The sequence below is a fragment of the Mesorhizobium caraganae genome (assembly GCF_016836705.1).
Lineage (GTDB): Bacteria > Pseudomonadota > Alphaproteobacteria > Rhizobiales > Rhizobiaceae > Mesorhizobium > Mesorhizobium caraganae.
In genome coordinates, this window is sequence record NZ_JAFCGY010000008.1 from 118,227 (window position 1) to 142,139 (window position 23,913).

General features: G+C 58.3%; 24 protein-coding genes and 4 pseudogenes. 17 read left to right on the forward strand and 11 right to left on the reverse strand.

Annotated elements, in window-relative coordinates; translation table 11 throughout:
- Positions 1-205: 205 nt before the first annotated feature.
- The 6 genes from JQK88_RS17130 to JQK88_RS17155 all read right to left on the reverse strand — a co-directional run bounded on the left by JQK88_RS17130 (position 206) and on the right by JQK88_RS17155 (position 5,429).
- On the reverse strand, positions 206-1,432 hold the full coding sequence (locus tag JQK88_RS17130; RefSeq protein ID WP_192250374.1) for a trans-sulfuration enzyme family protein: 1,227 nt from the start codon (positions 1,430-1,432) through the stop codon (positions 206-208).
- Between the two features lie 28 nt (positions 1,433-1,460).
- Positions 1,461-2,162: an ABC transporter permease gene (locus tag JQK88_RS17135; RefSeq protein WP_192250377.1), complete on the reverse strand. Its 702-nt coding sequence runs from the start codon at positions 2,160-2,162 to the stop codon at positions 1,461-1,463.
- An 11-nt stretch (positions 2,163-2,173) separates the two neighbouring features.
- The gene (locus JQK88_RS17140) at positions 2,174-2,896 is read right to left on the reverse strand and encodes an ABC transporter permease (RefSeq protein WP_192250380.1); all 723 of its coding nucleotides are present in this window, start codon (positions 2,894-2,896) and stop codon (positions 2,174-2,176) included.
- A gap of 73 nt (positions 2,897-2,969) precedes the next feature.
- Positions 2,970-3,731, reverse strand: a complete 762-nt coding sequence (locus JQK88_RS17145; RefSeq protein ID WP_192250383.1) for a transporter substrate-binding domain-containing protein — start codon at positions 3,729-3,731, stop codon at positions 2,970-2,972.
- A gap of 35 nt (positions 3,732-3,766) precedes the next feature.
- Complete coding sequence (locus tag JQK88_RS17150; protein ID WP_376740424.1) at positions 3,767-4,549, reverse strand: ABC transporter ATP-binding protein; 783 nt, start codon at positions 4,547-4,549, stop codon at positions 3,767-3,769.
- A 190-nt stretch (positions 4,550-4,739) separates the two neighbouring features.
- Complete coding sequence (locus JQK88_RS17155) at positions 4,740-5,429, reverse strand: B3/B4 domain-containing protein (RefSeq protein WP_192250389.1); 690 nt, start codon at positions 5,427-5,429, stop codon at positions 4,740-4,742.
- Positions 5,430-5,473: 44 nt separating this feature from the next.
- Here JQK88_RS17155 and JQK88_RS17160 point away from each other — a divergent pair, with 44 nt between their 5' ends.
- The 3 genes and pseudogenes from JQK88_RS17160 to JQK88_RS17170 all read left to right on the forward strand — a co-directional run.
- Positions 5,474-6,097, forward strand: a complete 624-nt coding sequence (locus tag JQK88_RS17160; RefSeq protein ID WP_192250392.1) for an XRE family transcriptional regulator — start codon at positions 5,474-5,476, stop codon at positions 6,095-6,097.
- Between the two features lie 111 nt (positions 6,098-6,208).
- Positions 6,209-6,400 (forward strand): annotated as a pseudogene (locus JQK88_RS17165) (LysR family transcriptional regulator); the annotation flags it as partial.
- Between the two features lie 274 nt (positions 6,401-6,674).
- Positions 6,675-7,419: pseudogene (locus JQK88_RS17170) on the forward strand (helix-turn-helix domain-containing protein); the annotation flags it as partial.
- Positions 7,420-7,787: 368 nt separating this feature from the next.
- On the opposite strand, the gene JQK88_RS17175 reads toward JQK88_RS17170, so the two are convergent.
- Positions 7,788-8,678, reverse strand: a complete 891-nt coding sequence (locus JQK88_RS17175; RefSeq protein ID WP_203278917.1) for an alanine-tRNA synthetase second additional domain-containing protein — start codon at positions 8,676-8,678, stop codon at positions 7,788-7,790.
- 412 nt (positions 8,679-9,090) lie between these two features.
- Between JQK88_RS17175 and JQK88_RS17180 the strand changes: the two genes are divergently transcribed.
- The 6 genes from JQK88_RS17180 (at position 9,091) to JQK88_RS17195 (ending at position 13,324) form a co-directional block, all read left to right on the forward strand.
- On the forward strand, positions 9,091-10,278 hold the full coding sequence (locus JQK88_RS17180; RefSeq protein WP_203278918.1) for an amidohydrolase: 1,188 nt from the start codon (positions 9,091-9,093) through the stop codon (positions 10,276-10,278).
- 245 nt (positions 10,279-10,523) lie between these two features.
- Positions 10,524-11,486 carry an ornithine cyclodeaminase family protein gene (locus tag JQK88_RS17185; protein ID WP_203278919.1) on the forward strand — a complete coding sequence of 321 codons (963 nt, stop codon included), beginning with the start codon at positions 10,524-10,526 and terminating at the stop codon, positions 11,484-11,486.
- A 136-nt stretch (positions 11,487-11,622) separates the two neighbouring features.
- Positions 11,623-11,793 carry a hypothetical protein gene (locus JQK88_RS37455; RefSeq protein WP_376740429.1) on the forward strand — a complete coding sequence of 57 codons (171 nt, stop codon included), beginning with the start codon at positions 11,623-11,625 and terminating at the stop codon, positions 11,791-11,793.
- The gene (locus tag JQK88_RS37460; protein ID WP_376740425.1) at positions 11,747-11,905 is read left to right on the forward strand and encodes a hypothetical protein; all 159 of its coding nucleotides are present in this window, start codon (positions 11,747-11,749) and stop codon (positions 11,903-11,905) included. The genes JQK88_RS37455 and JQK88_RS37460 overlap by 47 nt, the downstream gene beginning before the upstream one ends.
- A 13-nt stretch (positions 11,906-11,918) precedes the next feature.
- Positions 11,919-12,329 (forward strand): amino acid ABC transporter ATP-binding protein, encoded by a 411-nt coding sequence (locus JQK88_RS37465; protein ID WP_376740427.1) that lies wholly within the window; start codon positions 11,919-11,921, stop codon positions 12,327-12,329.
- A gap of 14 nt (positions 12,330-12,343) precedes the next feature.
- Positions 12,344-13,324, forward strand: a complete 981-nt coding sequence (locus JQK88_RS17195) for a pyridoxal-phosphate dependent enzyme (RefSeq protein WP_203278920.1) — start codon at positions 12,344-12,346, stop codon at positions 13,322-13,324.
- Positions 13,325-13,366: 42 nt separating this feature from the next.
- On the opposite strand, the gene JQK88_RS17200 is transcribed toward JQK88_RS17195, so the two are convergent.
- The 3 genes and pseudogenes from JQK88_RS17200 to JQK88_RS36265 form a co-directional block, all read right to left on the reverse strand.
- Positions 13,367-14,008 carry a helix-turn-helix transcriptional regulator gene (locus JQK88_RS17200; RefSeq protein WP_203278921.1) on the reverse strand — a complete coding sequence of 214 codons (642 nt, stop codon included), beginning with the start codon at positions 14,006-14,008 and terminating at the stop codon, positions 13,367-13,369.
- A 28-nt stretch (positions 14,009-14,036) separates the two neighbouring features.
- A pseudogene (locus JQK88_RS36260) lies at positions 14,037-14,171 on the reverse strand (AsnC family transcriptional regulator); the annotation flags it as partial.
- 184 nt (positions 14,172-14,355) lie between these two features.
- Positions 14,356-14,550 (reverse strand): annotated as a pseudogene (locus tag JQK88_RS36265) (GntR family transcriptional regulator); the annotation flags it as partial.
- 524 nt (positions 14,551-15,074) lie between these two features.
- Here JQK88_RS36265 and JQK88_RS37200 point away from each other — a divergent pair.
- The 6 genes from JQK88_RS37200 to JQK88_RS17235 all read left to right on the forward strand — a co-directional run bounded on the left by JQK88_RS37200 (position 15,075) and on the right by JQK88_RS17235 (position 19,676).
- Positions 15,075-15,287: an arginase family protein gene (locus JQK88_RS37200; RefSeq protein ID WP_312037295.1), complete on the forward strand. Its 213-nt coding sequence runs from the start codon at positions 15,075-15,077 to the stop codon at positions 15,285-15,287.
- 485 nt (positions 15,288-15,772) lie between these two features.
- Complete coding sequence (locus tag JQK88_RS17215) at positions 15,773-16,141, forward strand: PAS domain-containing protein (RefSeq protein ID WP_246749878.1); 369 nt, start codon at positions 15,773-15,775, stop codon at positions 16,139-16,141.
- A 192-nt stretch (positions 16,142-16,333) separates the two neighbouring features.
- Positions 16,334-17,146: an ABC transporter ATP-binding protein gene (locus tag JQK88_RS17220; protein ID WP_203278924.1), complete on the forward strand. Its 813-nt coding sequence runs from the start codon at positions 16,334-16,336 to the stop codon at positions 17,144-17,146.
- Between the two features lie 54 nt (positions 17,147-17,200).
- Positions 17,201-17,995 carry a transporter substrate-binding domain-containing protein gene (locus JQK88_RS17225; RefSeq protein ID WP_203278925.1) on the forward strand — a complete coding sequence of 265 codons (795 nt, stop codon included), beginning with the start codon at positions 17,201-17,203 and terminating at the stop codon, positions 17,993-17,995.
- 158 nt (positions 17,996-18,153) lie between these two features.
- On the forward strand, positions 18,154-18,867 hold the full coding sequence (locus tag JQK88_RS17230; protein ID WP_312037296.1) for an ABC transporter permease: 714 nt from the start codon (positions 18,154-18,156) through the stop codon (positions 18,865-18,867).
- The gene (locus JQK88_RS17235) at positions 18,867-19,676 is read left to right on the forward strand and encodes an ABC transporter permease (protein ID WP_192252704.1); all 810 of its coding nucleotides are present in this window, start codon (positions 18,867-18,869) and stop codon (positions 19,674-19,676) included. Before JQK88_RS17230 ends, JQK88_RS17235 begins: the two co-directional genes overlap by 1 nt.
- A gap of 522 nt (positions 19,677-20,198) precedes the next feature.
- Here the strand turns inward: JQK88_RS17235 and JQK88_RS17240 are convergent.
- The gene (locus tag JQK88_RS17240) at positions 20,199-20,870 is read right to left on the reverse strand and encodes a GntR family transcriptional regulator (RefSeq protein WP_203278926.1); all 672 of its coding nucleotides are present in this window, start codon (positions 20,868-20,870) and stop codon (positions 20,199-20,201) included.
- 779 nt (positions 20,871-21,649) lie between these two features.
- Between JQK88_RS17240 and JQK88_RS17245 the strand changes: the two genes are divergently transcribed.
- Together JQK88_RS17245 and JQK88_RS17250 are read left to right on the forward strand one after the other, a co-directional pair.
- Entirely contained in the window at positions 21,650-22,663 is a 1,014-nt protein-coding gene (locus tag JQK88_RS17245) for an Ldh family oxidoreductase (RefSeq protein ID WP_203278927.1), read from the forward strand.
- Positions 22,664-23,878, forward strand: a complete 1,215-nt coding sequence (locus tag JQK88_RS17250; protein ID WP_192255840.1) for an iron-containing alcohol dehydrogenase — start codon at positions 22,664-22,666, stop codon at positions 23,876-23,878.
- Positions 23,879-23,913 lie beyond the last annotated feature (35 nt).

Here is a 23,913-nt window from a genome sequence, read left to right on the forward strand (position 1 = left end):
AACTGCTGCGCATGTTGCTCAATCTGCTGCCCGTCTTGGACGCCAGTGCGAGGCTGCTTGGAGCACTGATCGGCTTGGACAGAGGAGTTATGTCAGATTGCATCCGGGGGCCGGAGGATGTCTCGTTCCGGCGAACCCTCCGGGCCATGAGCGAAGACAGCGTCGTGAATAGCGCGCGAGGGGCAATTCACGACGCATACAAACTTTAAGCTTGGTCGCTGCCAGTCCCGACTGACATTTCCTCGAGGGCGTTTTTGATGTCGGCGATGAGGTCCTCGGGGTCTTCGAGACCGATCGAAAGACGCAGGTGGCCATACTTCTGGAAGTTGGGCGGATAGCGATCGGAGCCGCCGCGGCCGCTGCCGCCGACGTGAACGATCAGGCTCTCGTCGTGACCGAGCGAAACGGCGGAGGTGATCACCTTCAGATTTGCGACGAACCGATTTTGTGTATCGGGATCGCCTTCGAGCGCGAAGGCCATCATCGCACCATAGCCCTTGCCGGCGAACTGTTTTTTCGCCAACTGGTGCTGGTCGTGGCTTTCGAGGCCGGGATAGGCGACATAAGCGACGCGCTTGTCGGTGGCGAGGTACTGAGCAACAAGCTCCGCGCTCGACAACTGCTGCCTGAGGCGAAGCGGCAAGGTGACCGAGCCGCGCGTGATCAACCAGGCATTGAAGGGGGAGATCGTCCCCCCCAAATCGACCAGGGCGTCTGCCTTGACGTGATGGATGAGTTCCTTTGAGCCGATGACGACGCCGCCCATCGCATCGCCATGGCCGTTGATGTACTTGGTCAGCGAATGCATGACGAGATCCGCTCCCAGCGCCAGCGGCCGGAAGAAGGGCGGAGGGGTGAAGGTCGAGTCCACGCTCAGTAAAGCGCCGGCTTGCTTGGCGATCGAGACCAGGGTTGCGATATCGGCGACCTTCGTGGTCGGGTTTGCGATCGTTTCGGTATGGATCAACCTGGTGTTCGGCCGCACGGCGGCTCTCACTGCGTCCATGTCCCCCATGTCGACGAACGTCGCCTCGATCTGGTAGCGCTGCGGCAGCAGTTCGCCAAAGAGACGCCAAACCGCCTGATAGGTGACATCGCCGACGATCACGTGGTCGCCAGTCTTCAGGAAGGTGAAGAAGACGGCGTGGAGGGCTGCGATGCCGGTCGCAAAAACGGCAGCATCCTCGCCGCCTTCGAGTGCTGCCAGCTTACGCTGCAGGCAAATCTGGTTGTGGCCGGAATTGCGCGTATAGGACAAGGTTTCGGTGTCGGACCAGTCCATGGTGGAAGGGTCATAAGGAAGGAGATAGGAATTGGCCATGACGATCGGCGTGCGAACGGCACCGGACGTCTTGTCGATCTCATTGCCGCCATGGACCGATAGCGTATTGACTGACAGTGTCGAAAGCTTGTGCTTGTCTGGTCTGGACATTGAATAACCTCTCTATTTATTGAGTGTCTTAAATACTGTGTTGCCGCTGGACCGGCACGGTTTTTTCCAGTTTCTGGAAGGCCTGGGTGATTGCGAAGGTTAGGCCAACGTAAAAGAGGGTGACGAGGAGGAGCGGCTCGTAAATCAGGAGCGTATCTTGGCGGATCTTGTAGGCGGCGCCATAGAGATCCATGACCGTCACCGAAAATACGATCGGGGTGGCCTTGAGCTGAAGGATGACCTCCCCAGCAAACGTCGGCAGTCCGATCCGAATAGCTCTCGGCAGCCAGATCCGGCGCAGGATCATTCTCGCAGACATGCCGACTGCCCTAGCCGCTTCAAGCTCCCCCTTCGGCACAGCCAACATCGCGCCCCGGAGAATCTCCCCTTGATAGGCAGCAAAGTTCAGCGTGAGGGCCAGCGCTGCAAAGAACAATCCCTCACGCATGACAGGCCAGAGAAAGCTAGCCCTAAGCCCGGGGATATAAGGAAGATACGAGCCGAGGCCGTAATAGATAAGCCACAGCTGGATCAGCAAAGGAGTGCCACGGAAGAATGTGCAGTAGCCTCGGGAAATCCATCGGACGATTGCGTTATCGCCTACCTGCGATACCGCGAGAATTATTGCCAGTGAAAATCCGAAAACGACAGAGATAACCAGCAATACGCATGTGAGAAAAGCACCATGCAACAGCAGGTCTCTGTATTCCAAAACCCAGCCGAATTCCATCTCCGCCTCCCTTACGATAGCGGTCTTTGCCCGCGGCGGAAGTAAGCTTCAAGCGCGGAGAAAAGCGTGTTTGAGACGATTGTGATGACCAGGTAGAGCGCGGCAGCGGCCAGAAAGAAAAGCATATATTGCTTCGTGTTGCTGGCAGCGACACGGGCCGCGAGAGCCAGTTCCTGGTATCCGACGACTGCGATAAGGGCACTGTCCTTGATGACAGACATCCACAGGTTTGCAAAACCGGGCAGGGCATTCGGGATAAGAGCAGGCAGTATGATCCTGCGGAAACGCAGTGCAGGGCGCATTCCGAACGCTTTGGCTGCTTCGAGCTGTCCGACCGGAATTGCAAGGATCGCCCCGCGCAGCACCTCTGTCATATAGGCCCCTTGAACGAATCCCAGGACCGCGACCGCCGCGACAAGGCCATTGACCTCGATCGGACCCAAGTCTGCCGCAGCGAGGAGCCGATTCAGGCCATCGGTCCCCGCATAGTACAACGCCACTATGAGAATGAGTTCCGGCACCGCCCTTACGATCGTCGTATAGGCGTTGAAGAGGTACTGAAGCGGTCGAAAACCGCTCAGCTTGCCAAGAGCGCCGCCCAGTCCCAACGCCATGCCGACCAAATACGCGCCAAATGAGATCAACAGGGTCGCCAACGCTCCAACAAGCAACACACCGCCCCAGCCAGGAGGCGATATGGATAGCAGTTGCAGAACCGAATTGGAGGGATTCATGGGAAGCCTTCGCTAATGGGAGTGGCAGATTTGCCGCCAATGGCCGGCGGCAAACCTGCCATCTTCTCAGTGCTCAATAGGGGTCGTAGTCGAAGTACTTCTTGCTGAATTCGGCGTATTTGCCGCTTGCCCTGACGGCTTTGATCGCACCATTCAGCTTTTCACGAAGTTCGTCGTCACCCTTGCGCACTCCTCCGCCGACGCCGGCGCCGAGAATGGCGTCGTCAGGTTCGACATTGCCCTTGAATTCGCAGCATCCCTTGCCGAGGTCCGTTGTGAGGAACTCCTTCAGCGGCCCGGTGTCTGCGAAAACGTAGTCGATCCGCCCTGACGCCAGATCTTGGAAGGATTCATCGACCGTGGAATAGCTCCTCTCGGTCGCGACATCGCTGAGGTGCTTCTTGAAGTACATCGAGTGCGTCGTCGAAACAGCAATCCCGATTGTCTTTCCCTTCAATTGCTCGGGCGCAACGCCCATGACCCCATCCTTAGGGCCGACTATGCCAGCTAGCGCCGAGTAATATTTGTCCGTGAAATCGATGCGCTTCTTGCGCTCGTCGGTGATCGACATCGAGGACCAGATCACATCGATCTTCTTGCTCTCCAGAGCTGGAATGAGCCCGTCCCAGGCGACATCAACTATGGTGCACTTTTCCTTCAGGTCCTGACAGACAGCGTCCATCAGATCGATCTCCCAGCCAATCGCCTTACCGGACGCGTCCTTTGTGGTGTAGGGCGGATAGGCCTCGTTGACGATGCCAAAGCGAATCTCGGCATGCGCGTTCGCCGTGAACATGAAAGCCGCGAGGGCCAGAGCTTTTCCCAAATGCTTCATTTGCGTTCCCCTTTGCTGTTGGGATGGTGGAGTGACTAGTGCGAACCGGCTGCAACAAACTCCTTGCAGCGAGCGCTGGTGGGTGCACCGAAGACCTGGGCAGGCGGACCAACTTCCTCCACCTGGCCACGGTGCAAAAACATGACGCGGGTTGAAACGTCGCGCGCGAACTTCATCTCGTGTGTGACCAGCACCATGGTGCGGCCTTCTTCCGCGAGGCCGCGGATGACCTTCAGCACCTCGCCGACGAGTTCCGGATCGAGAGCTGACGTCGGTTCATCGAACAGCATGACGGAAGGATCGACGCACAGGGCGCGCGCGATGGATGCGCGTTGCTGCTGGCCGCCAGAGAGAAATGCGGGATAAGCGTCCTTCTTGTCGTAGAGGCCGACCTTGGCTAGCAGAGCTTCGGCTTTCTCGATCGCCACATTCCGGTCGACGCCCAGCACATGCACGGGGGCTTCGATGACATTTTGAAGAATGGTCATGTGGGGCCACAGGTTGAAGCTCTGGAAGACCATTCCAAGGCCGCTTCTGAGCCTCTCAATCTGCCGCCAGTTTGCGGGATGGCATTTCCCATCCCGCCCGGTACGGAATGCCACCTCTTCTCCGTTTATCTGGAAGGTTCCTCGGTCGGGGATTTCGAGGAAGTTGATGCAGCGCAGGAACGTGCTTTTTCCCGAGCCCGAGGAACCGATGATCGAAACGACGTCGCCTTTTTCCGCGGCGAGGGAAATGCCCTTCAGCACCTCGTGATTCCCAAAGCTCTTGTGAACGTTCTTCACGAGCAGGGCGGGCGTGGATGTCTCGTTGCGCATCATAACCTCATTGCATTGCGACGGCCGCCTGCTGCTTTGCAGGCATGGCTCCGCCATTGCCGCGTTTGCGCGCGGGGAAGATATTTCGCGACTGGTCAGGGGAAGGAACTGCGCGCGAACAGCCGCTCAGGCGGCGTCGGAACGCCGCACGTTGCGTGACTGATTTTCTGGGTGGGTCGTCGGCCGCCGATTATTGGCCGGCGGCAACCCGGTGTTTGTAGATCTCACATCCTGGCGCCAATTGTCTTAGACCGCCAACCAGCATGTTGCCTGCCTCATCGAGTTCCTCCTCCGGCATCGTTGCCAAGCTTTCCAAAATGAACCACATCCGGCCGCCAACGGTGTCCAGCCGTGTGCGTGTACCCTGTCGCCAGTTCCACCGACGACATGTCACGCCCAGATCATCCCGCCAGACCACTTCTCCCTTGGCAGGATATTCAACGATTGCCTCGCCGTTCATAACCGTGTCGAAGACCTCGGTTCCGTCGGCGACCGACAATCTCGGCTTGCCCACATAGGCATCGAAGTTCTCGCCACCGACTGGAATGGCAAAGCGCAGGCTCACGGCGTTGTAGAGGTCGACAACTGGATTGATCGATGGGATGCGACCATCCTTCTCTACTCGCTTTCTCAAGGCTTGGGCAGAACAAGGTGTCCGGTTTGGTTTCGCGCCGAAGCGACTATATGCTTCAGCCCAACTGGCCATATGTGCCTCTCCCCAGGATGGTCCGCCGGAGGATACGAAATCGCACGCACTCGGCAGAAGATCGGGATCGATTCGTCCCTTCCTGGCGACATTGGCATCGACAAAGATGCTGATTGCCCGGAAGTCAGGGGCAATACCCGCAATCCCTTTATCTATTACCGGAAAACCGTCCATGTCCCTCTGGCTCTCATTGACCATTTTGGTCTATAATATCGACCATGGATAACAAAGTCAATATATCGACCGAACCGGGTGCTGATGTCGAACGTGTCAGCGCATCGGTGTCTCAAAACCTCAGGAGTTTCAGACGGCAAAGCGCCCTGTCCCTCGACGAGCTCTCCCGAAGATCCGGCGTAAGCAAAGGAATGCTGGTTGAGATCGAGAAGGGAACCGCCAATCCTAGCATCGCCATTCTTTGCAGGACCGCAGCAGCTCTCGGAGTTTCCGTTGCTGATTTCGTGAATGTGGCGCCTAGTGTGCCGGCCCGAATCGTGCAGCCGCACGATGCCTCCATATTGTGGCGCGGTCCCCATGGCGGCAGTGCCACGCTGCTTGTGGGAACTCATGGCCCCGACATGTTAGAGCTTTGGAGATGGATAATGTTTCCGGGCGAAACGTTTGAATCCCCTGGACACTCTCCCGGCACCTTGGAGCTCATTAACGTGGAAATGGGTGAGCTCACGCTGAAGCTGGCCGACACGGACCTTATGATCCAGCGTGGCTCTTCGGTGTTGGCGCGAACAGAGGACAGGCACGCGTATCTTAACTGTGGGACTGAGGAGCTTCGCTTCACCATGGCTGTGGCGGAACTGCAACGAACTCGGCTACGGATAGAGGTTTGAAATGTCAGCTAGTTCGCTGGCGGCAGGAGAGCAATGCTGAAAATGCCACTTGCGTCGGGTTGGACCCGCAAGCCCCCTAGACGTGGCACCGGGCGGAGCTGAAGACGAAAGATGAAGAATCTCCGCAACCTGCCACTTCCGACTCTTAGAACGTTCGAAGCTGCCGCCCGACATCAAAGCCTTACAAAGGCAGCGAGTGAGCTGCATCTGACCGACAGCGCCCTCAGCCCTCAGATTAGTCGCTTGGAAGAGGCCTTGGCCTGCACCCTTTTTGTCAAAGCCGGGCGCGGTTTGATTTTGAGCGACGCTGGAAGAATTTTCGCGAAGGCTGTTGCCGGAGCGCTGCAGGACATCTCGATCACTGCGATGCGGCTATCGGATTTGGAGGATGGGGGAGGGCGGCTGGATATCGCGTGCCCGCCGATGTTTGGGAACACATGGCTTGCGAAAAATCTCGGGGACTTCTGCAAGGATCACCCGACAATCGAATGCCACATCACGCTGGCTGAAAATCATCGCGTCCACGAACTAAAGACATCGACATCGGCGTTGCATTCGGTCCTGGCGGGTGGCTGGGGACTTCTTTCATTTTTTGACAACTACATCGATGAGCTTGACCATGCGGCCGAGCATCTGGCGAAAGACTTAGGTGTTCCGGATCGAGATGTCGGTACGGTTGGCAGATCACTTGGAGCGCTGTCATCGCGTTCGCATTGCGCGTGCCGGCAACAGTGATCAGGCGCTTCGACGCTTCCGTGCGCGTGCTGTACTTGAAGCGACAGAAATCTGCCAGGATCGGCCTCCAGAACTATTTTGCCGGCGCGCTTATGTTGCCATACCGTCCCTTCCTGGCTGCGGCAAAAGAACTTCGGCACGACCTGCACCTGCTCGCAATGCGCTTCGGCGCCAGCCTTGAGCAGGTGGCGCATCGCCTTTCGACGTTGCAAAGGCCTTCGGATGAAGGGCGTTCCGGTCTTTTTCGCATCGATCGAGCAGCCTCACCAAGTGCCACAGCGCCGCGAAGTTGCAGTTCGCCCGCTACGGTGCAGCTTGCCCGTTGTGGAACGCTCGTCAGGCGTTCGAAACTCCCGGCCGCATGATGTGCCAACTGGCCGAGACGCCGGACGGCGTTCGATATCTCAGTATCGCCCCTGCAATCACGAAGGCGGACGGTGGATTTGGCTCTCCTTGCCAAACAGGTCAGCCTTCGAGCCTAGTGGCGTTTCATGCCGCATTTGTGCGTGCATGGATTGCATTCTACACGTCGCCCGCTCAAGAGCACGATTACGATCAACCACGACCGACGAAGCGAAATGCTATAAAGCCGTTTTTCGCGTGCTTCGTAAGCCACCTCCGACCAATTGAAAAGTAGCATGGGTGGGCGCTGGGCATGCCGGGTAAGTCCGATCTGCTCCATCCGCTGGATGGCAAGCGTGTATCATAGGCGAAGTCAGCAATGGCGGCTTCGCTCGACCGGACCCGGGCCTTGTTGGTCATGGTACAAAATTGGTTAGCCGGGAGTTTGGTGCGATCATGCAACGGCATGTTGCATCCAGTGCGGTGTCGGACTCCCGGATTCAAACTGCCAGAAGGTCAGCGGTTGTCGGTGGGCGCGCCAGGGTGGCGCAATTTCGTTGGCCGGTTGCGAAGCCTTCAGCCGCCCGCCAGTTCGCAAAAATTCGGCGAAGATTTACGCCTCTCGAGCGTGTGTTGTCATGACAAAGCCGTCCTCTGAGGGCGCCAAAGTGATCTTGACATCACCGATCTCCGAAAGCCTCTCCACATGGGTCCCTCCGCAAGGGATGATGGCCTCGGTACCATCGAGGTTGCATCGCCACTGCCGAATTCCATCAAGCAATCCCTCGGAAGGCGTCAAACTGACCAACGTGTTCGTTTCCAGCCAGCGGCATATCATCCCGTTAATTTCCACACCCACGGTTTCAAGGTTGTTGAGAAAACCATCACGATCAAAGCCCTTCTTCTTGAGCGACTTGCCCAATCGATAGACGTCCGTGGACACAGCTGGTTCGATCGAGGAGTTCTCTATTGCGGCCTTGTCGAGATTTGGCCGCCCAAGCGAATCGAGATCCGCAAAATCCTTGGTCCAGAAAGGAACTGAAGCCGCATTCAGTGCCAACGCGGCAAGATGCGCCGCCGTATGCGGTACCGATAGCGCCTTACGTCTACGCGGTTCAACCGTGAAGCGTGCTTCCTCACCGATATAGGCACCGAGGTCACGATCTGACTGAACAATATGTACTACCACGCCCTGCCACGCGCCCTCACCCTTCCTGACGGCTTTCGCTTCCTCCCCAATCAAAAGCACTCCGGCGCCAGCATCGATCAAGCCTGTCCAGGCATCCGCAATCTCAACCACTACTCCATCCGCGAAGGCGATCTGACCTAGATCGGCGGGTTGGTCCGGCCAACGAAAGCTGACGGGATGCACTGGCGTTCGGTCCGCGATGACGAGCCAACCATTTGCACAAGGCGCTGCAAATTCGATCCTGCCTTGTCCTGCGAGGGCACCACCCGGGAAGGTCACGAAGGTGCCGGCCTTCATCGAAGTGTCGAATTTCATGCTTCTGCTGCCTCTCCGATACGTCGGAATCCATTTTATATTTTTTTGTCTTATAGAAGGAGGTGCACTTCCTCAAGTCCGGTAAGACGGCAAGATTGGTGAGGCGCTCGCCCTAGTCGGCAAGGCGCTTACCGACTTCCCGCAACCAGTTCCAACCGCTTGTCCTGGATGGCAAATTGGAAAGCGATGGTCCTTCCTCCGGAGCGTTGATCAAAGGTGGCATTGGTCGCGTCAATTCGGTCAGCAGAGGCTGCGTTGAGGTTGGGGAATTGCGCGTATCTCTTAAGGGATCATGTCTCAAAAATCTTAAATGCGACCGAAGTGCAAAGCAAAAACGGCGCCCTGACAGAGACCTTTCCTTTGCGCACGTTTTTGTATAATTTGGACTACGCAGTCCACAAAAGGAATCAAAATGGGCGGGTTGACTGAAACAGACATCAGAAAGCTCATCTCGTATCGACATGAGCTTCACGCGCACCCAGAGCTGTCTTTGGAAGAAACCTGGACCTCAGCGTTTGTGAAAGAACGGCTCCTGGAACTCGGCGTTACAGTTCACGATAAGATCGGAGGACATGGCGTTGTCGGTGTAATCAAAGGCCGCCGCCCAGGGCCGGCCGTGGCGCTTCGTGCGGACATGGATGCTCTCCAAATCGACGAGCGTAGCGGCCCCGCCTATGCATCACAGTTCCCCGGTAAGATGCATGCGTGCGGGCATGACGGACATGTGGCGATCCTCATGGGCGCGGGAATGCTTCTGGCGCGGACGCGAGACTTTGCAGGGACGGTTTATCTCGTTTTCCAGCCTGCCGAAGAACGCCTCGGCGGCGCGCGCATGATGATTGAAGACGGACTGCTTGATCGGTTCCCCTTCCAGCGAATATTCGGTCTGCACAATTGGCCCGGCCTGCCTGTCGGCGAAGTGATGGTCCATGACGGCCCGGTCATGGCCGGCACGTCGGAGTTTGACCTGTCGTTTTCCGCCGAGGGCGCGCACGCTGCCATGCCCCATCTGACAGGTGATCCTCTGTTGGCCGGCGGTCACTTCCTTACAGGCCTGCAACAGGCTGTTGGTCGAGCGATCGACCCCTACGAACCCGCCGTCGCGACCGTCGGCTCATTTCAGGGCGGCCACGCGCAGAACATCATCCCTCAATCCGCAGAACTGAAGGGCACGCTGCGTGCCTTCAGGATGGAGACGCTGGAGCTTTTGCGAGACCGGACGCGGAGCATTGCACAGTCAGCAGCTTCGATAGCATCGTGTGGTTTCGACCTGATGTTTGATGACCCTCCCATCCCTCCAGTGGTCAATACTCCGGCTGAGCGAGATCTCATGCGGCAAGCGGTAAAGCAGGCCGGGCTAACCGCATCGGAAGGGGCCAAAAAGCCCACCATGGCGGGCGATGATTTTGGCCTCTTTTTGCAGCACCGACCAGGCGCATATGTCTGGATCGGCAATGGACCGGTGATGCCGGACGGCGGGTTGCATCAGCCGGCATATGACTTCAACGACGCGGCTGTTCGCCCAGGCGCAGAGCTGCTTGCGAAAACCGCAGAGATTGCGCTGGCTAAGGATACGAATCTCAATCGATCGACTAATTAGTCCACTATAGACAACTTAGTATAATCGGATATCCTGGGACCGAGTGGTTGGAGCCAATTGAAGGGTTAAACGGCTCTCCCAAGCAACTAGTTCACGTTTGGCGTCGCCGATCATCTCTTAAGTGACCAATCATCTCTTAAGTGCGGGCGTTCATGGCAGTCGAATGAGGCTCAGCCTGAATGCCCAACGCTCCAGCGTCTCGGAAGCGGCTTCCGGGAGAAGTATTAGCAAACGAGCAGGAACCAATGATCCAGTTGTCACGATCCGAAATCCAAGCGCTTGTATCGATCGATTCCGGGGCCATAGAAGCGATCCGCGATGCCTATGTCGCCGTGACTGACGGTCGGGGAAATGTACCCCCTGTAGGCTATCTCGGCTTCCCGGACAGCAACGGTGACTGTCATATTAAATACGGCTACATCACGGGAGACCCGGTCTTCGTCGTGAAGATCGCAGCCGGTTTTTACGATAATCCGGCCAAGGGGCTTCCATCGAGCAACGGAATAATCGTTGCGATCTCGGCGACCACCGGCCAGATCGTCGCCACTCTGAATGACGAGGGCTGGCTAACGGACCTTCGCACTGGGATCGGAGGTGCCGTTGCAACATTCGCAGTGTGTCGTGAGGACGCCGATCAGTTTCTGATCGTGGGGACCGGAACCCAGGCTCGCTTTCAGGCCCGCGCTATTGCCTCGCTCGCCTCGCGCCCCATCACGATCAGTGTCTGGGGAAGATCGAGAGCGAAAGCCGAAGAATTGAAGGCCAACCTCAAGGAGTATGGTGCCGATGTTGCTGTTGTCGATGATCTCGAAGTTGCTTCTCGCGTCGCTGACGTCATCGTTACGACTACACCTTCAAGTCAGCCACTGATCATGTCGGACTGGGTCAGGGCCGGTACTCATCTGACTGCCATGGGCGCAGATTCCCCAGGCAAGCAAGAACTTGATCGTAAGCTGGTTGCCCGCGCAAACTGCTTGGTGGTGGACATTGCTCGCCAATGCCTCGAGCACGGCGAATTCGCAGGCGCCTTTGCTGATGGCCTCATCAAAGCTGATGATTGCACTCCGTTGGGCGCGATCCTCTCTGGAAAAGTGGTCGCACGCAGAAATCCCACAGACATCACCATCGCCGATCTGACCGGTGTTGCGACGCAGGACATAGCGATCGCGAGAACAGTTCTCGAGAGAATTCCCGGACTGAAACTCTAGGCCGGGCTTTACTTGGCGGTCGGTTTTGTTTTGTCGGAATAATCTCCCAGCTAATAGAGCGCCGCTTTATCGGTGCTGCGGGAAAGACAAGTAGCCGTCAGGAACGGTCAAAACAGAAAGTCTTGGGCGTAACGCCATGATCGTCGCAGAAAATCTTGTCAAATCGTATGGTGCGGTGAAAATTCTTCACGGTGTCAGCCTTTCCGTCGCAGCCGGCGAGCGCATCGTTCCTCTGCGGACCATCAGGATCTGGCAAGTCAATGCTGGTCCGTTGGTTGAATGGTTTGGAGCAGAGGCAGCACGGTGAAGTGCCGACCGCAGGTTGTCCTCCAGCTGTTCAAATGTCTTGGAACTCGGCGGCGACGTCGGAACGGTCTTTCAACAATTTAATCTTTTCTGCATCTAACCGTGCTCGATGATCTGACACTTGCCATGACACGGAAGGAGGCCGAGCAGCAAGCGACAGCAATGGTCACACGCATGCAACTTGTAGACAAGGCGCGCGCCTATCCGCGCCAACTCAGCGGAGGTCAGGAGCAACGCGTGGCTATTGCCCAGGCCCTGTGTATGAAGCCGAAGGTCATGTTGTTCGACGAACCAACGTCGGCTCTCGATCCGGAAATGGTCAAGGAAGTGCTAGACGTGATGACCGACCTCTCCCGCCAGGGGTTGACCATGATCGTGGTCACTGACGAATCGGGCTTCGCTAGGAGCGTAGCCGACCGTATCATTTTCATGGACGGGGGAACTATATTGGAAGAAGCCGATCCAGAAACGTTCTTCCGCAATCCACAGCACGCTCGAACGAAGAAGTTTCTTCGTCAAATTGAGCGCCATCACTGAGGAAGGACGAGATTATGCCAAACACACTATACGAAACCGCAGCAAACGTCGTCCGTGCAAGGGCTCGCATCCACTCTCACATCTTTGAAACTCCGCTCATTCCGGCCAGAAAAGCGGGCAAGGCTATCGGCGCGCAGGTTCTTTTCAAGGCCGAGAATTTCCAGCTGACCGGATCGTTCAAGATCCGCGGTGCAATGTCCAAAATTTCAGCGCAAGCCCCCAACCAGCGTCTGATAACGGCCTCATCGGGCAACCACGGGATCGGCGCAGCTCATGCATCGAAAGTTCTTTTCCAGAACTTGACTGTTGTTTTGCCGGTGACTGTCGTTCCGGCGAAGCTGGAAAAAATCAGATCTTACGGTGTGGACGTAATCCTTCACGGCGTGGAGACGGGTTTGGCCGAGCAGCACGCGCAGCAGCTCGCCATCTCAGAAGGATTTGCCTACATCTCACCCTATAACGATCCGGAGGTGATAGCTGGTCAGGGAACGATCGGCCTCGAGCTTCTGGAACAGTGCGCGGAAATAGATAACATTTTCATCTCTATGGGTGGCGGCGGCCTGATAGGCGGCATCGCCTCCGTTCTCAAGGCTTTCAGCCCTCGGACAAAGGTGTATGGCATCGCAGCTTCAAATTCGAAGGCTTTGGCGGAATCGATGAAAGCCGGACGAATTGTCGATGTCGAACATCACGATACCTTGGCCGACGCCGTTTCGGGGGGCGTCGACCAGGGGGCGATCACACTCGATCTCGCCAGGCTCGCAGTCGACGAGGTTGTCGAATGCGGCGAAGCCGAAATCCGTGCGGGGCTGAAAGCTCTTGCTTTCGACGAGAACATGATCGTGGAAGGCTCGGCCGCGCTCGCTTTCGCAGGCTTCAACAAAGTTGCGGAACGACTCACGGGAAAGACAAGCGTTATTCTGCTATGCGGTGCCAACTACGACAAAAATACTATCATGAATGCGATCTACGACCGGCAAAGAGGTGATACATAATGAAGATGGGTGCTGACAGGTATCCTCTTTTGCGCGCGCTGTTCACTTGAGATCGCGAAGGTAATTGTAAACAGTCGCTCGCCCCATCTGAAGTATCTTCGAAATGTACGCCGCAGCATGTTTGCCGCTGAAAGCACCATCTTCAGCCAGCTCACGAACCAGCTCCTGCTTCTGAGCCCTCGTGAGGTTGCCGATAGGCACCTTTCGTTTCGCTGTCCAGCCATGAACGTACTCGTTGATGCGTTCATGCCAGTCTTCCTTGAAAAGCGCTGCTGGCTTTCCCTCGTCAATTGAAACCGTCGACATCGCGCTCAAGACCTGGATCGCCGACTGTATGTGCGACACGTCGATGTTGATACATAGAACAGCAACCGGGCGGTCATCCGATCCACGTATGACAGCACTCACGGATTTCACTCGTCTTCCGTCAAAGTTGACTTTCTCGTACGGCCCGATTGTTCGATCGTCGGGCTTGAAGTCGATTTCGTGAAGATGAGAAGGCTCGCCAACGTCACGCTTTGAAAAATTGTTGGCGATGTAGCTGATCGTTTCGCTCTCCACATGATGCAAAACAACTTCAGCGTATGGTTGTAGGATCAGTGCGATCGCATCGCACACCGGCTGATACATGATCAGCGGACCGTATAACGTGCTTGACTTGGCTTTTTTGCTGCGTTTCGGCATTCCGTTTCTCATCTTTGACCCACTAACTTCAAAGTCTCGCGCTTGCGCTACGTGGGGTTGCGAGGAGCGAGTTCGTGTCGCTTCCAGAAATTCCTGGAATGTGACGAATGCGCCGTAAAACTGAGCCAAGCTCGCTCAGCGTCCCGGCCCCGAGCTCGACGAGTCTCGTTCACAACTGGCTCTGTTCTCCTTGTGGTCCGTTCTCGATCGGGTTGCAAACTCGTTCGGGGCCGCGAAGGCTGGTGTACGGGCCGGGGCCCAGAAGCCTTCTGCAAGCGATTCCATGATTCTTCGATGTGAAATCTCAACGTGCGTGCTGCAAGCAGATGGGTTTTGGTTACGAGACCGTCGGATATAAGACGCCCAAGGGCCTCACGGATCGGAGTTTGCGATATTCCAAACTGTCGAGCCAGCTCATCGACGGTTATGCGCGCTCCGGGCGGCAGTTGCAGAGAGATCAACTGACCCAAAATCAGGCCATAGGCTTCATCCGCAAGCCTAGGGCCGCGCTGGAGACTGGGGGCGATCCGCCGGTTACTCATCTGGTACTCCGTCAAACTACATCAGGAATCAGCAATCGCCATCAAGGCTATTCATACTGGTGCGCAATTATCGAAACTAGCAGGGATCGCGCAATGCTGCTGCCGACACCAACGTGATCCTGAGATGCATCTGGCGCCCGCACTTTCGCTCGGGTGGGTGGCGTTCAATACCGTCTTTGAGCAACACGCTCAACTTCGGATGTTGCCGTTAAAGGCTGAGCTTCCGGCGCGGGCGATACCAACAGCTCGACGAGGTCTTCCGTTCAACCGGCGCGTCGCCTTGCCCTGTCTCGGGTCTGATAAGAGCGACGGATCGTGATTGAAAGCGGGTTGCCTCAGGGCGCTATGTAGACTTGCGGGTCTGCGACGCGAGCTCATCGAATCACGTTCACCAAGGAAGGTAGCACCGAAGCGGTCAAGTCGGCATCCGCGGTTCGATATTCGAGCCCGGCGAACATGACTGAGCGATCGCCCAGGGCGTCCGCATCATCTCCATGGAGGTCAGGCGGGGCGCGGCCAGCGTCATGGAAGAGGTGCTGGCCATCGTCGGAACCGGGCCGACTTATGTGACCTTTGACGTTGACTGCATCGACCCGTCAAGGGCATCCGGCACAGGCACCCCTGAGCTCGACGGCTTCACCACGCGCGAGGCGCAGGAGATGGTCCGCCTTCTCGACGGATCGAACAACGGCGCCGATGTCGTGGAAATGGCGCCGCCGTTCGATTCCCCGGCGTGACCGCGCTGGCTGGCGCGACGATTATGTTCGAACTGCTGTGCGTGATGCCAAGTCCGTCGAAGGCCATGTCTGATCGTTCTCAAGCAAAGGCAACACCGATCGTTTCGCGAGGGTCGAAATCGGCCACATGTTGTCGCCGTGGCGCGCTTCCACCGAACCGCAGCCGTTGCTCGTCTTGCATCAATCATCGTCTCGAGCGGCCGGAAAGGTAACGCAGCCCCGGACGTGCGCACACAGCATGACGGAATGCCGCTGGTGCTTTCGGCCATGATTGAACCCCTTGCGGTCTGGGATGCCGTCGAACGTCAGCGGCGGTGTCGGTGCACGATTTTCCGGGTCGGGTCGTTCCGCGATGTCGAAGTTTTGCCGGTTGGCGTGCGTGGAGGGAAAATTCTATTGCGATCGTCCCTTGGACATTAAATCTATCGTGGACTTTCTGGTCCACGTATGCATTATACCGCCGACCACACATGGAAAATTGGGACATGAATCCCGAGCTGAGCCGCTACTTTCTAATCTGCGACGCCATAGCGCTGCTCTTCCAGCCGTATTCGGAAGTCGTACTTCACAACCTTTCAACGGAAACGGTAGCGCACATTGCGGGTACATTCTCAAATCGCGAGGTGGGTAAACCGTCGTTGCTCTCCGAGGTCGGATTCAAAGAGGGCGCTGCCCTCATCGGACATACGAAAAGACCCGTGGTGCACCATCTTTTCGCCGATGGCAGCTACCGGAAAAGACTAACGAAGGCACTGGCCGATCTCGGCACGCGGACTATTGAAATCATCAAGCGCTCCGACATGACACTGTCCTATGGGAAGCAGCAATTCATGTCTCAACGTGGCGGAATATAAAAATGCCTCGGTTCTTCAATGCAGTCTAAGTCACGCAATTCGCCCCAGTCTTACTGGGTGAGAAAGTCGTGGATAGGGGGATCGCGTGCTGCTTCGAGACAAGGGACGCGCCGCAATGGCCGACTGGACGGCCGAGAATGAAGTCGCATTTGACGCCTATGTCGATGCTTTGATTGGAGCGCCGGCAAGATAATGACATCATTCGCGGCGTCCGCATTGAAACACAAGGCGCAGAATGGCGCCGCCGAAGCCATCCATGTCGAGAACCTGCACAAGAAATTCGGCCAGCTGCATGTGCTGAAGGGCGTTTCGCTGTCGGCGCGCGACGGCGAGGTGATCGCCATCATCGGCGGCTCGGGCTCCGGCAAATCGACGCTGCTGCGTTGCATCAACTGCCTGGAGAACCCGACCAGCGGCATCATCCGGGTCAATGGCGAGGAGATCGAGCTCCGAGCGGACAGCCATGGTCATACCGTTCCGGCCGACCGCAGGCAGATCGAGCGCATCCGCTCCAAGCTCGGCATGGTGTTCCAGAACTTCAACCTGTGGAGCCACATGACGCTGATCGAGAACGTCATCGAGGTTCCGGTGCACGTGCTCGGCGTCAAGCGCGACGTGGCGATCAGGGAAGCCGAGAAGCTGCTGGCGCGGGTCGGGCTGGCCGAAAAGCGCGATGTCTATCCGGCCTATCTCTCCGGCGGCCAGCAGCAGCGCGCGGCGATCGCCCGCGCTTTGGCCATCAACCCGCGCGTCATGCTGTTCGACGAGCCGACATCGGCGCTCGACCCGGAGCTGGTCGGCGAGGTGCTGAAGGTGATCGGCGACCTGGCGCGCGAAGGGCGCACCATGGTGCTGGTGACGCATGAAATGAAATTCGCCCGCGAGGTCGCGACCCACGTCGTCTACCTCTACAACGGGCTGGTCGAGGAAGAGGGGCCGCCGGAGCAGATCTTCGGCGCACCGAAATCCGAAAGGCTGAAGCAGTTCATCCGCAACATCGGCTAGGAAGGCCGGGACGGAAGAAAACCGGGAACCAACAACAAACTGGGAGTCGTGACTATGAAGACTGTTCTGAAAACCTTCGCCGCAGCGCTGCTGATCGGCGTCGCCGCCATGGGCGTGGCCAAGGCCGATCCGGTCAAGATCGGCGTCGCCGCCGAGCCCTATCCGCCCTTCACCTCGCCCGATGCCTCCGGCAAATGGGTCGGCTGGGAAATCGACTTCATCGACGCAGTCTGCGCTGAAGAAAAGCTCGACTGCGTCATCACGCCTGTCGCCTGGGACGGCATCATCCCGGCGCTGACGACCAAGAAGATCGACCTCATCGTCTCCTCTATGTCGATCACCGCCGAACGCGAGAAGACGATCGACTTCTCGGACAAGTACTATAACACGCCGACCGCCATCATCGGCCCGAAGGACCAGAAATTCGGCGCCACGCCGGACGATCTCAAGGGCAAGGTGATCGGTGTCCAGGTCTCGACCGTGCATGCGGTGTACGCCAAGAAGCATTTCACCGGCGCGCAGGAGATCAAGGAATACCAGACGCAGGACGAAGCCAACAACGATCTGGCCGCCGGCCGTCTCGACGCGGTGCAGGCCGACTCGATCGCGCTCGGCGAATTCCTGAAGTCGGACCAGGGTAAGGCCTGCTGCGACCTGAAGGGCATGGTGGCTCCGGACGACGAGGTGCTCGGGCCGGGCGTGGGCGCCGGCGTGCGCAAGGAAGACACCGATCTAAAGGAAAAGATCAACGCCGGCATCAAGGCGATCCGGTCCAACGGCAAATATGACGAGATTTCGAAGAAGTACTTCGATTTCGATATTTACGGCAGCGCCACGCAGTCGAACTGACGACCCTCGCAAGCCGCGGGGCATGGCGCTGGCGCCATGCCCCTCTTGCCCGAACCTTTCCCATGCATGCTTGCCGCTGACCGCGACCGTCGGCGGCCAGGGCCAGTAATCCGGGGGCGACACTGATCGACGCACTTCTTTCGGCCTCCGCTGCCGGCATCATCGACCTTCTCTCACCCTACCCACCGGGCTGGGGCGGAACTCTTTTGCTCGGACTGCTCCACTCGGTCGAAATCGCGGTCGGCGCCACATGCCTCGGCCTGTTGATCGGCACCGGCGGCGCCTATGGCAAGCTCTATGGCGGCCCGGTGGTGCGCGATCTGCTGGCGGCCTACACCACGATCGTGCGCGCCGTGCCCGAACTGGTGCTGATCCTGCTGCTGTATTACGCCGGAACCGACCTGATCAACCAGGCGCTGACGGCAATGGGCTATCAGCGCGTCGACATCAGCGGCCTTGCCGCCGGTATTTTCGTGCTTGGCTTCGTCCAGGGCGCCTATTCGACAGAAGTCATACGCGGCGCGATCCTGGCCATTCCGCAGGGCCAGATCGAAGCCGCCCGTGCCTACGGAATGTCTCCTGGACTTCTCCTGCGGCGCATCACTTTGCCTGCCATGCTGCCGTTTGCCATACCGGGTCTCGCCAATCTCTGGCTGATCGCCACCAAGGACACCGCGCTGCTGGCGGTCGTCGGTTTCTATGAACTGGCGCTGGCAACGCGGCAGGCCGCGGGCGTGACCAAAGCCTATTTCACCTTCTTCTTCGCCGCGGGTGTGCTGTACCTGCTGCTGTCGCTGTTTTCCAATTTCCTCATCGGCCGTGTCGAGGCCTGGTCGCGACGCGGCATGCCTTCGCTCAAGGAAGCGCGCTGATGGCCAACGAGGCGACCATCATCAACGCCGTCGCGCGAACGTCGCTGTGGCTGCAGCCGCATCGCATCGTGCTGATCCTGATCGCGCTCGGCCTGGTGCTGTCAGCCGTGTTCTTCATGCGCTGGGACTGGCTGCCGCAATATTACGAAATGGGATTGATCGGCATCTGGCGCTCGCTGTGGATCTTGGCCGTCACCTGCATTCTAGGCTTCCTGTTCGCGGTGCCGCTAGGGCTGGCGCAGGCCACCGGCTCGTTCTGGTTCGCGGCACCCGCCAAGGCCTTCTGCACGGTCATCCGAGGCACGCCGCTGCTGATCCAGTTGTGGCTCCTCTATTACGGCCTGGGCTCGCTGTTTCCGCAGAACCCGTGGGTGCGCGAATCCTGGGTGTGGCCATATCTGCGGCAAGCCTGGCCTTATGGCGTGCTGGCACTGACCCTGTCCTTCGCCGGTTATGAAGGCGAGGTGATGCGCGGCGCCTTTGCCGGCGTGCCCAAGGGACAACTGGAAGCCGCCCGTGCTTTCGGCATGAGCCGCTGGAAGGCATTCCGGCGCATCTGGCTGCCGCAAGCCATCTACCGGGCGCTGCCGACGCTAACCGGCGAAACCGTGCTGCAGCTGAAGTCGACGCCGCTGGTGGCGACGATCAGCGTCATCGACATCTTCGCCGTTTCGTCCAAGGTGCGGCAGGACACCTACCTCACCTACGAACCCTTGCTGCTGCTGGCGCTGATCTACATGACGATCACCGGTATCCTGGTCTTTGCCTTCAGCAGGATCGAGGCGCGGATCCCCAACAAGATCGGCTAGTAGGGCGCGCAGGATATTGATCTTGTCATAGCTGATGATCTCGGCAGATATGAACTTCGTTTTATAGGCCATGTTGGGCGTCGCTGGTGGCGAACACTGCCGGGCAGGGTCACCTTGGAGGTAGAGCGGAACTCGAGACCATATCCGGGTTTGCCCGCCTCGCGGCAGAGGGCAAGGATGTCCGGAAAGGGCACAAACTCGCCGTGTCGAACTCATGGATGCAGTGGGCGTTGTCCAGTCGCTTGGCCCTCAATTGTAAGAATGCACTGATGTGATACCGGTTTGGCATTTGATTGTGAGTATTTTGGCGGTCGGATTCTCAACCTCGCAATGCGCTCGCATACGAACCGACAAGGTCTGCAGCCCGCGCAGCTCCAGCAGCAACTGAGTCAAGCTCGCTCAGCGTCCCGGCTCCGAGCTCGACAAGCCCTCGTTCACAACTGGCTCTGTTCTCCTTGTGGTCCGTTCTGGACCGGATTGCAAACTCGTTCGGGGCCGCGCAGGCTGGTGTGCGGCTGGTGCTCAGAAGCCTTTCTGCAAGCGATTCCATGATTCTTCGATGTGGAATCTCATCGTGCGCTCTGCTTCATCCGGATTGTGGCCGACAATTGCATCTACAATTGCTTGATGCTCATGGATCGCGCTCTGGGTTACCCAGTTGTGAAAGTATAGCCGGAAGATGTGCATGTGTGCATGTAGTCGGGACATGGTTTCGTGGATGAGCTGATTGCCACCTATTTGCGCGATCAGATTGTGCAGCTCGCTGTCATGAAGGGCAAATCGGCCGTAATTCACCCTTTTCTCGTTTTCGACCGCTTTGTGCATATCAGCGACAAGGCGTGTCAACGCCACAGCTTCTTTTGGGCTGATCCTTTCGGCGGCTGATCGGGCGGCTGCGGGCTCAAGCAACAGCCGAATTTCGTAGAGGTCCTGGAATTGTTTCCGCGTCCATTGTGGCGTAACGCGATAACCAAGCAGATGGGTTTTGGTTACGAGACCGTCGGATATAAGACGCCCAAGGGCCTCACGGATCGGAGTTTGCGATATTCCAAACTGTCGAGCCAGCTCATCGACGGTTATGCGCGCTCCGGGCGGCAGTTGCAGAGAGATCAACTGACCCAAAATCAGGCCATAGGCTTCATCCGCAAGCCTAGGGCCGCGCTGGAGACTGGGGGCGATCCGCCGGTTACTCATCTGGTACTCCGTCAAACTACATCAGGAATCAGCAATCGCCATCAAGGCTATTCATACTGGTGCGCAATTATCGAAACTAGCAGGGATCGCGCAATGCTGCTGCCGACACCAACGTGATCCTGAGATGCATCTGGCGCCCGCACTTTCGCTCGGGTGGGTGGCGTTCAATACCGTCTTTGAGCAACACGCTCAACTTCGGATGTTGCCGTTAAAGGCTGAGCTTCCGGCGCGGGCGATACCAACAGCTCGACGAGGTCTTCCGTTCAACCGGCGCGTCGCCTTGCCCTGTCTCGGGTCTGATAAGAGCGACGGATCGTGATTGAAAGCGGGTTGCCTCAGGGCGCTATGTAGACTTGCGGGTCTGCGACGCGAGCTCATCGAATCACGTTCACCAAGGAAGGTAGCCCACACAAAATACGATATCCGATCGGATTTGATTTGACATTGCGTTGCCGAGTCCGCTAGGAAGCTACCCGTAGCGAGAGCGTTATTTACGGCATATCTCCGGGTGGCGTCGACATTACCTGAAGAAGTTGCGCAGATGGAGCAAGTGATGGGAGGTCGCGCTGGCGCCGAATATCTTTGGGCGCGCAATCAGGGCTTGGTCGCGTTGTCGTCCTCGTCGAGGAAGCCTTCGGCTACCTCGACCGTATGTTCCTTACCCGCAGTCGTCATCATCTATGCAGCGATAAGTACCTGGCTTGTCGAGCGCGGCTTCACCCGCCTGCTGAGGTGGACTTAATGATGATGCCCTTCCAGAGTTGCTGGGGAGACGGCCGATGCTGATCGAATTGGAGGAGGCGCGATCCGTCGCCTTGCGGGTGCTGCGCGGTGTCGGGACGCCGCAGTCCCATGCCGATCTGCAGGCCGAAGTCCTGATCGAGGCCGAATTGCGCGGGTTGGCTTCACACGGTCTTTTGCGCTTGCCACTTATAGTCGAGCGTGTCCACAACGGTGTGGCGGACCCTCGCGCCACCGGCCGGCAGAGATGGCGCGGCGACGCGCTTCTGGACGTGGACGGCGAGGGCGGTCTCGGGCCGGTAGTAGCGTGCGAGGCCATTGAGCGGATATGCGAGCGAGCCCGCCGCCTCGGCATGGCCGTCGCTGCAATCCGCAACAGCGGCCATCTTGGAGCCATCGGCTGGTACGCGGAAAAGATCTCCCGCGACGGACAGATTGCCATCGTGCTTTCCACCAGCGAGGCACTCGTTCATCCGTGGGGCGGGCGCAAGGCGCTGATAGGCACCAATCCGATTGCCATTGGCGTGCCGGTCCAGCCGGACCCTTTCGTTCTGGACATGGCGACTGGCGTGATCTCCATGGGAAAGGTGCATGACTACGCCAATCGCGGACAGCCGCTCGAGCCGGGCTGGGCGCTGGATGCTGAGGGCAACCCGACCACGGATGCTGCTGCCGCGCGACAGGGCGCCATCGCGCCCTTCGGCGACGCAAAGGGTTATGGCCTTGCGCTTGGATTCGAACTGCTTGTCGCCAGCCTTACGGCCTCGGCACTTGGCGCGAATGTCACTGGCACGCTCGACTCCACTTTGCGGGCCACCAAAGGCGACGTGATCATCGTCATGGAACCGCACGCCGAGAGTGGGGCAAGTCTTGCTGCTTATCTCGACGAAGTACGTGCATGCCCGCCCATCCGCGGAGGCGAGACCGTTGCCGTACCCGGCGACCGCTCACGTTCGCGGCGCGCGGAGAACCTGACGCGTGGTCTCGAAATACCTGATGCGATCTGGTCGAAACTGCGCCGCCTCGCCGATTGTTCATCTCTGGAGAGTTAGATGTTTGGAACATTCCGCAGTCCGAATGCCGTCTATTTCGGTGCGGGGCAGCGCGCCATGTTGGGCCGTGTCGTCTCGAGTTTCGGACGCCGGACGCTGATATGCACCGACGAACGGTTCGCCGCCGATCCGATGTTCAAGGCGATGGTAGAGGACAGCGGAGCGGCCGGTGTCGACGTCTCTGTTTTCAGCCGCACCATACCCGACCTACCGCTCGGCTGCATCGACGAGGCGCTGGCGCACGCGCGCTCGGCAAAGCCGGACAGCATAGTAGCCATCGGCGGCGGAAGCTGTCTCGATCTTGCAAAGACCACCGCCCTTATCCATACCCTTGGGGGACGGCCCCAGGACTATTATGGCGAGTTCAAGGTGCTTAAGGCGGTGTTGCCGGTCATTGCCGTGCCGACGACATCGGGAACGGGGTCCGAGGTTACGCCGGTCGCGGTTCTCTCCGACCCAGACAAGACCCTCAAAGTGGGCATTTCCGATCCGCGACTGATCCCGGCTGTCGCCATCTGCGATCCCGAGCTGACGCTCTCCTGCCCGGCCTCGCTGACCGCTGTCGCGGGCGCCGATGCGCTGACCCATGGCATCGAATCCTTTACCGCGATCCGCCGCAACGAGGGTGCGGACCTGCCACTGGAGCGCGTCTTTGTCGGCAAGAACATCATTAGCGACCATCATGCACTGGAGTCGATCCGGCTGATTTCCGGGGCTCTGGCCGGCGCCGTCGAGGACGGGAGCCGGCTCGATTTGCGATCACAACTCATGTTTGGCGCGATGCTGGCGGGCCACGCTTTCGCCAATGCCGGCAATGCCGCGGCGCACGCTCTGCAATATCCCGTGGGCGCGCTGACTCACACGGCGCATGGCGTCGGGGTCGCCGCGTTGATGCCTTATGTCATGCGCTTCAACCTTCCGGCCCGTCGAGACGAATATGCGCAGGTCGCGGCGGCGATGGGCGTGCCGCCCAAAGGTGACGTGAAGGCCATGGCCGAAGCCAGTATCGATGCGGTCACCGCCCTGTTTGCCGCTATCGGCATCCCGCGCACTCTCGCCGAACTGGGTTTCGAGGAAGGTAGGATCGGCTGGGCGGCGGAACAGGCCATGACCGCGACCCGGTTGGTTCACAACAATCCTATGCCACTCGACGTCGAGAGCATGAAGACCATCCTGCAGGCGGCATATCACGGTGACCCGCGGCTGCTTTCGTAGCTGCAGCCGCCTTTGCGGCCAGTTGACAAGAAACT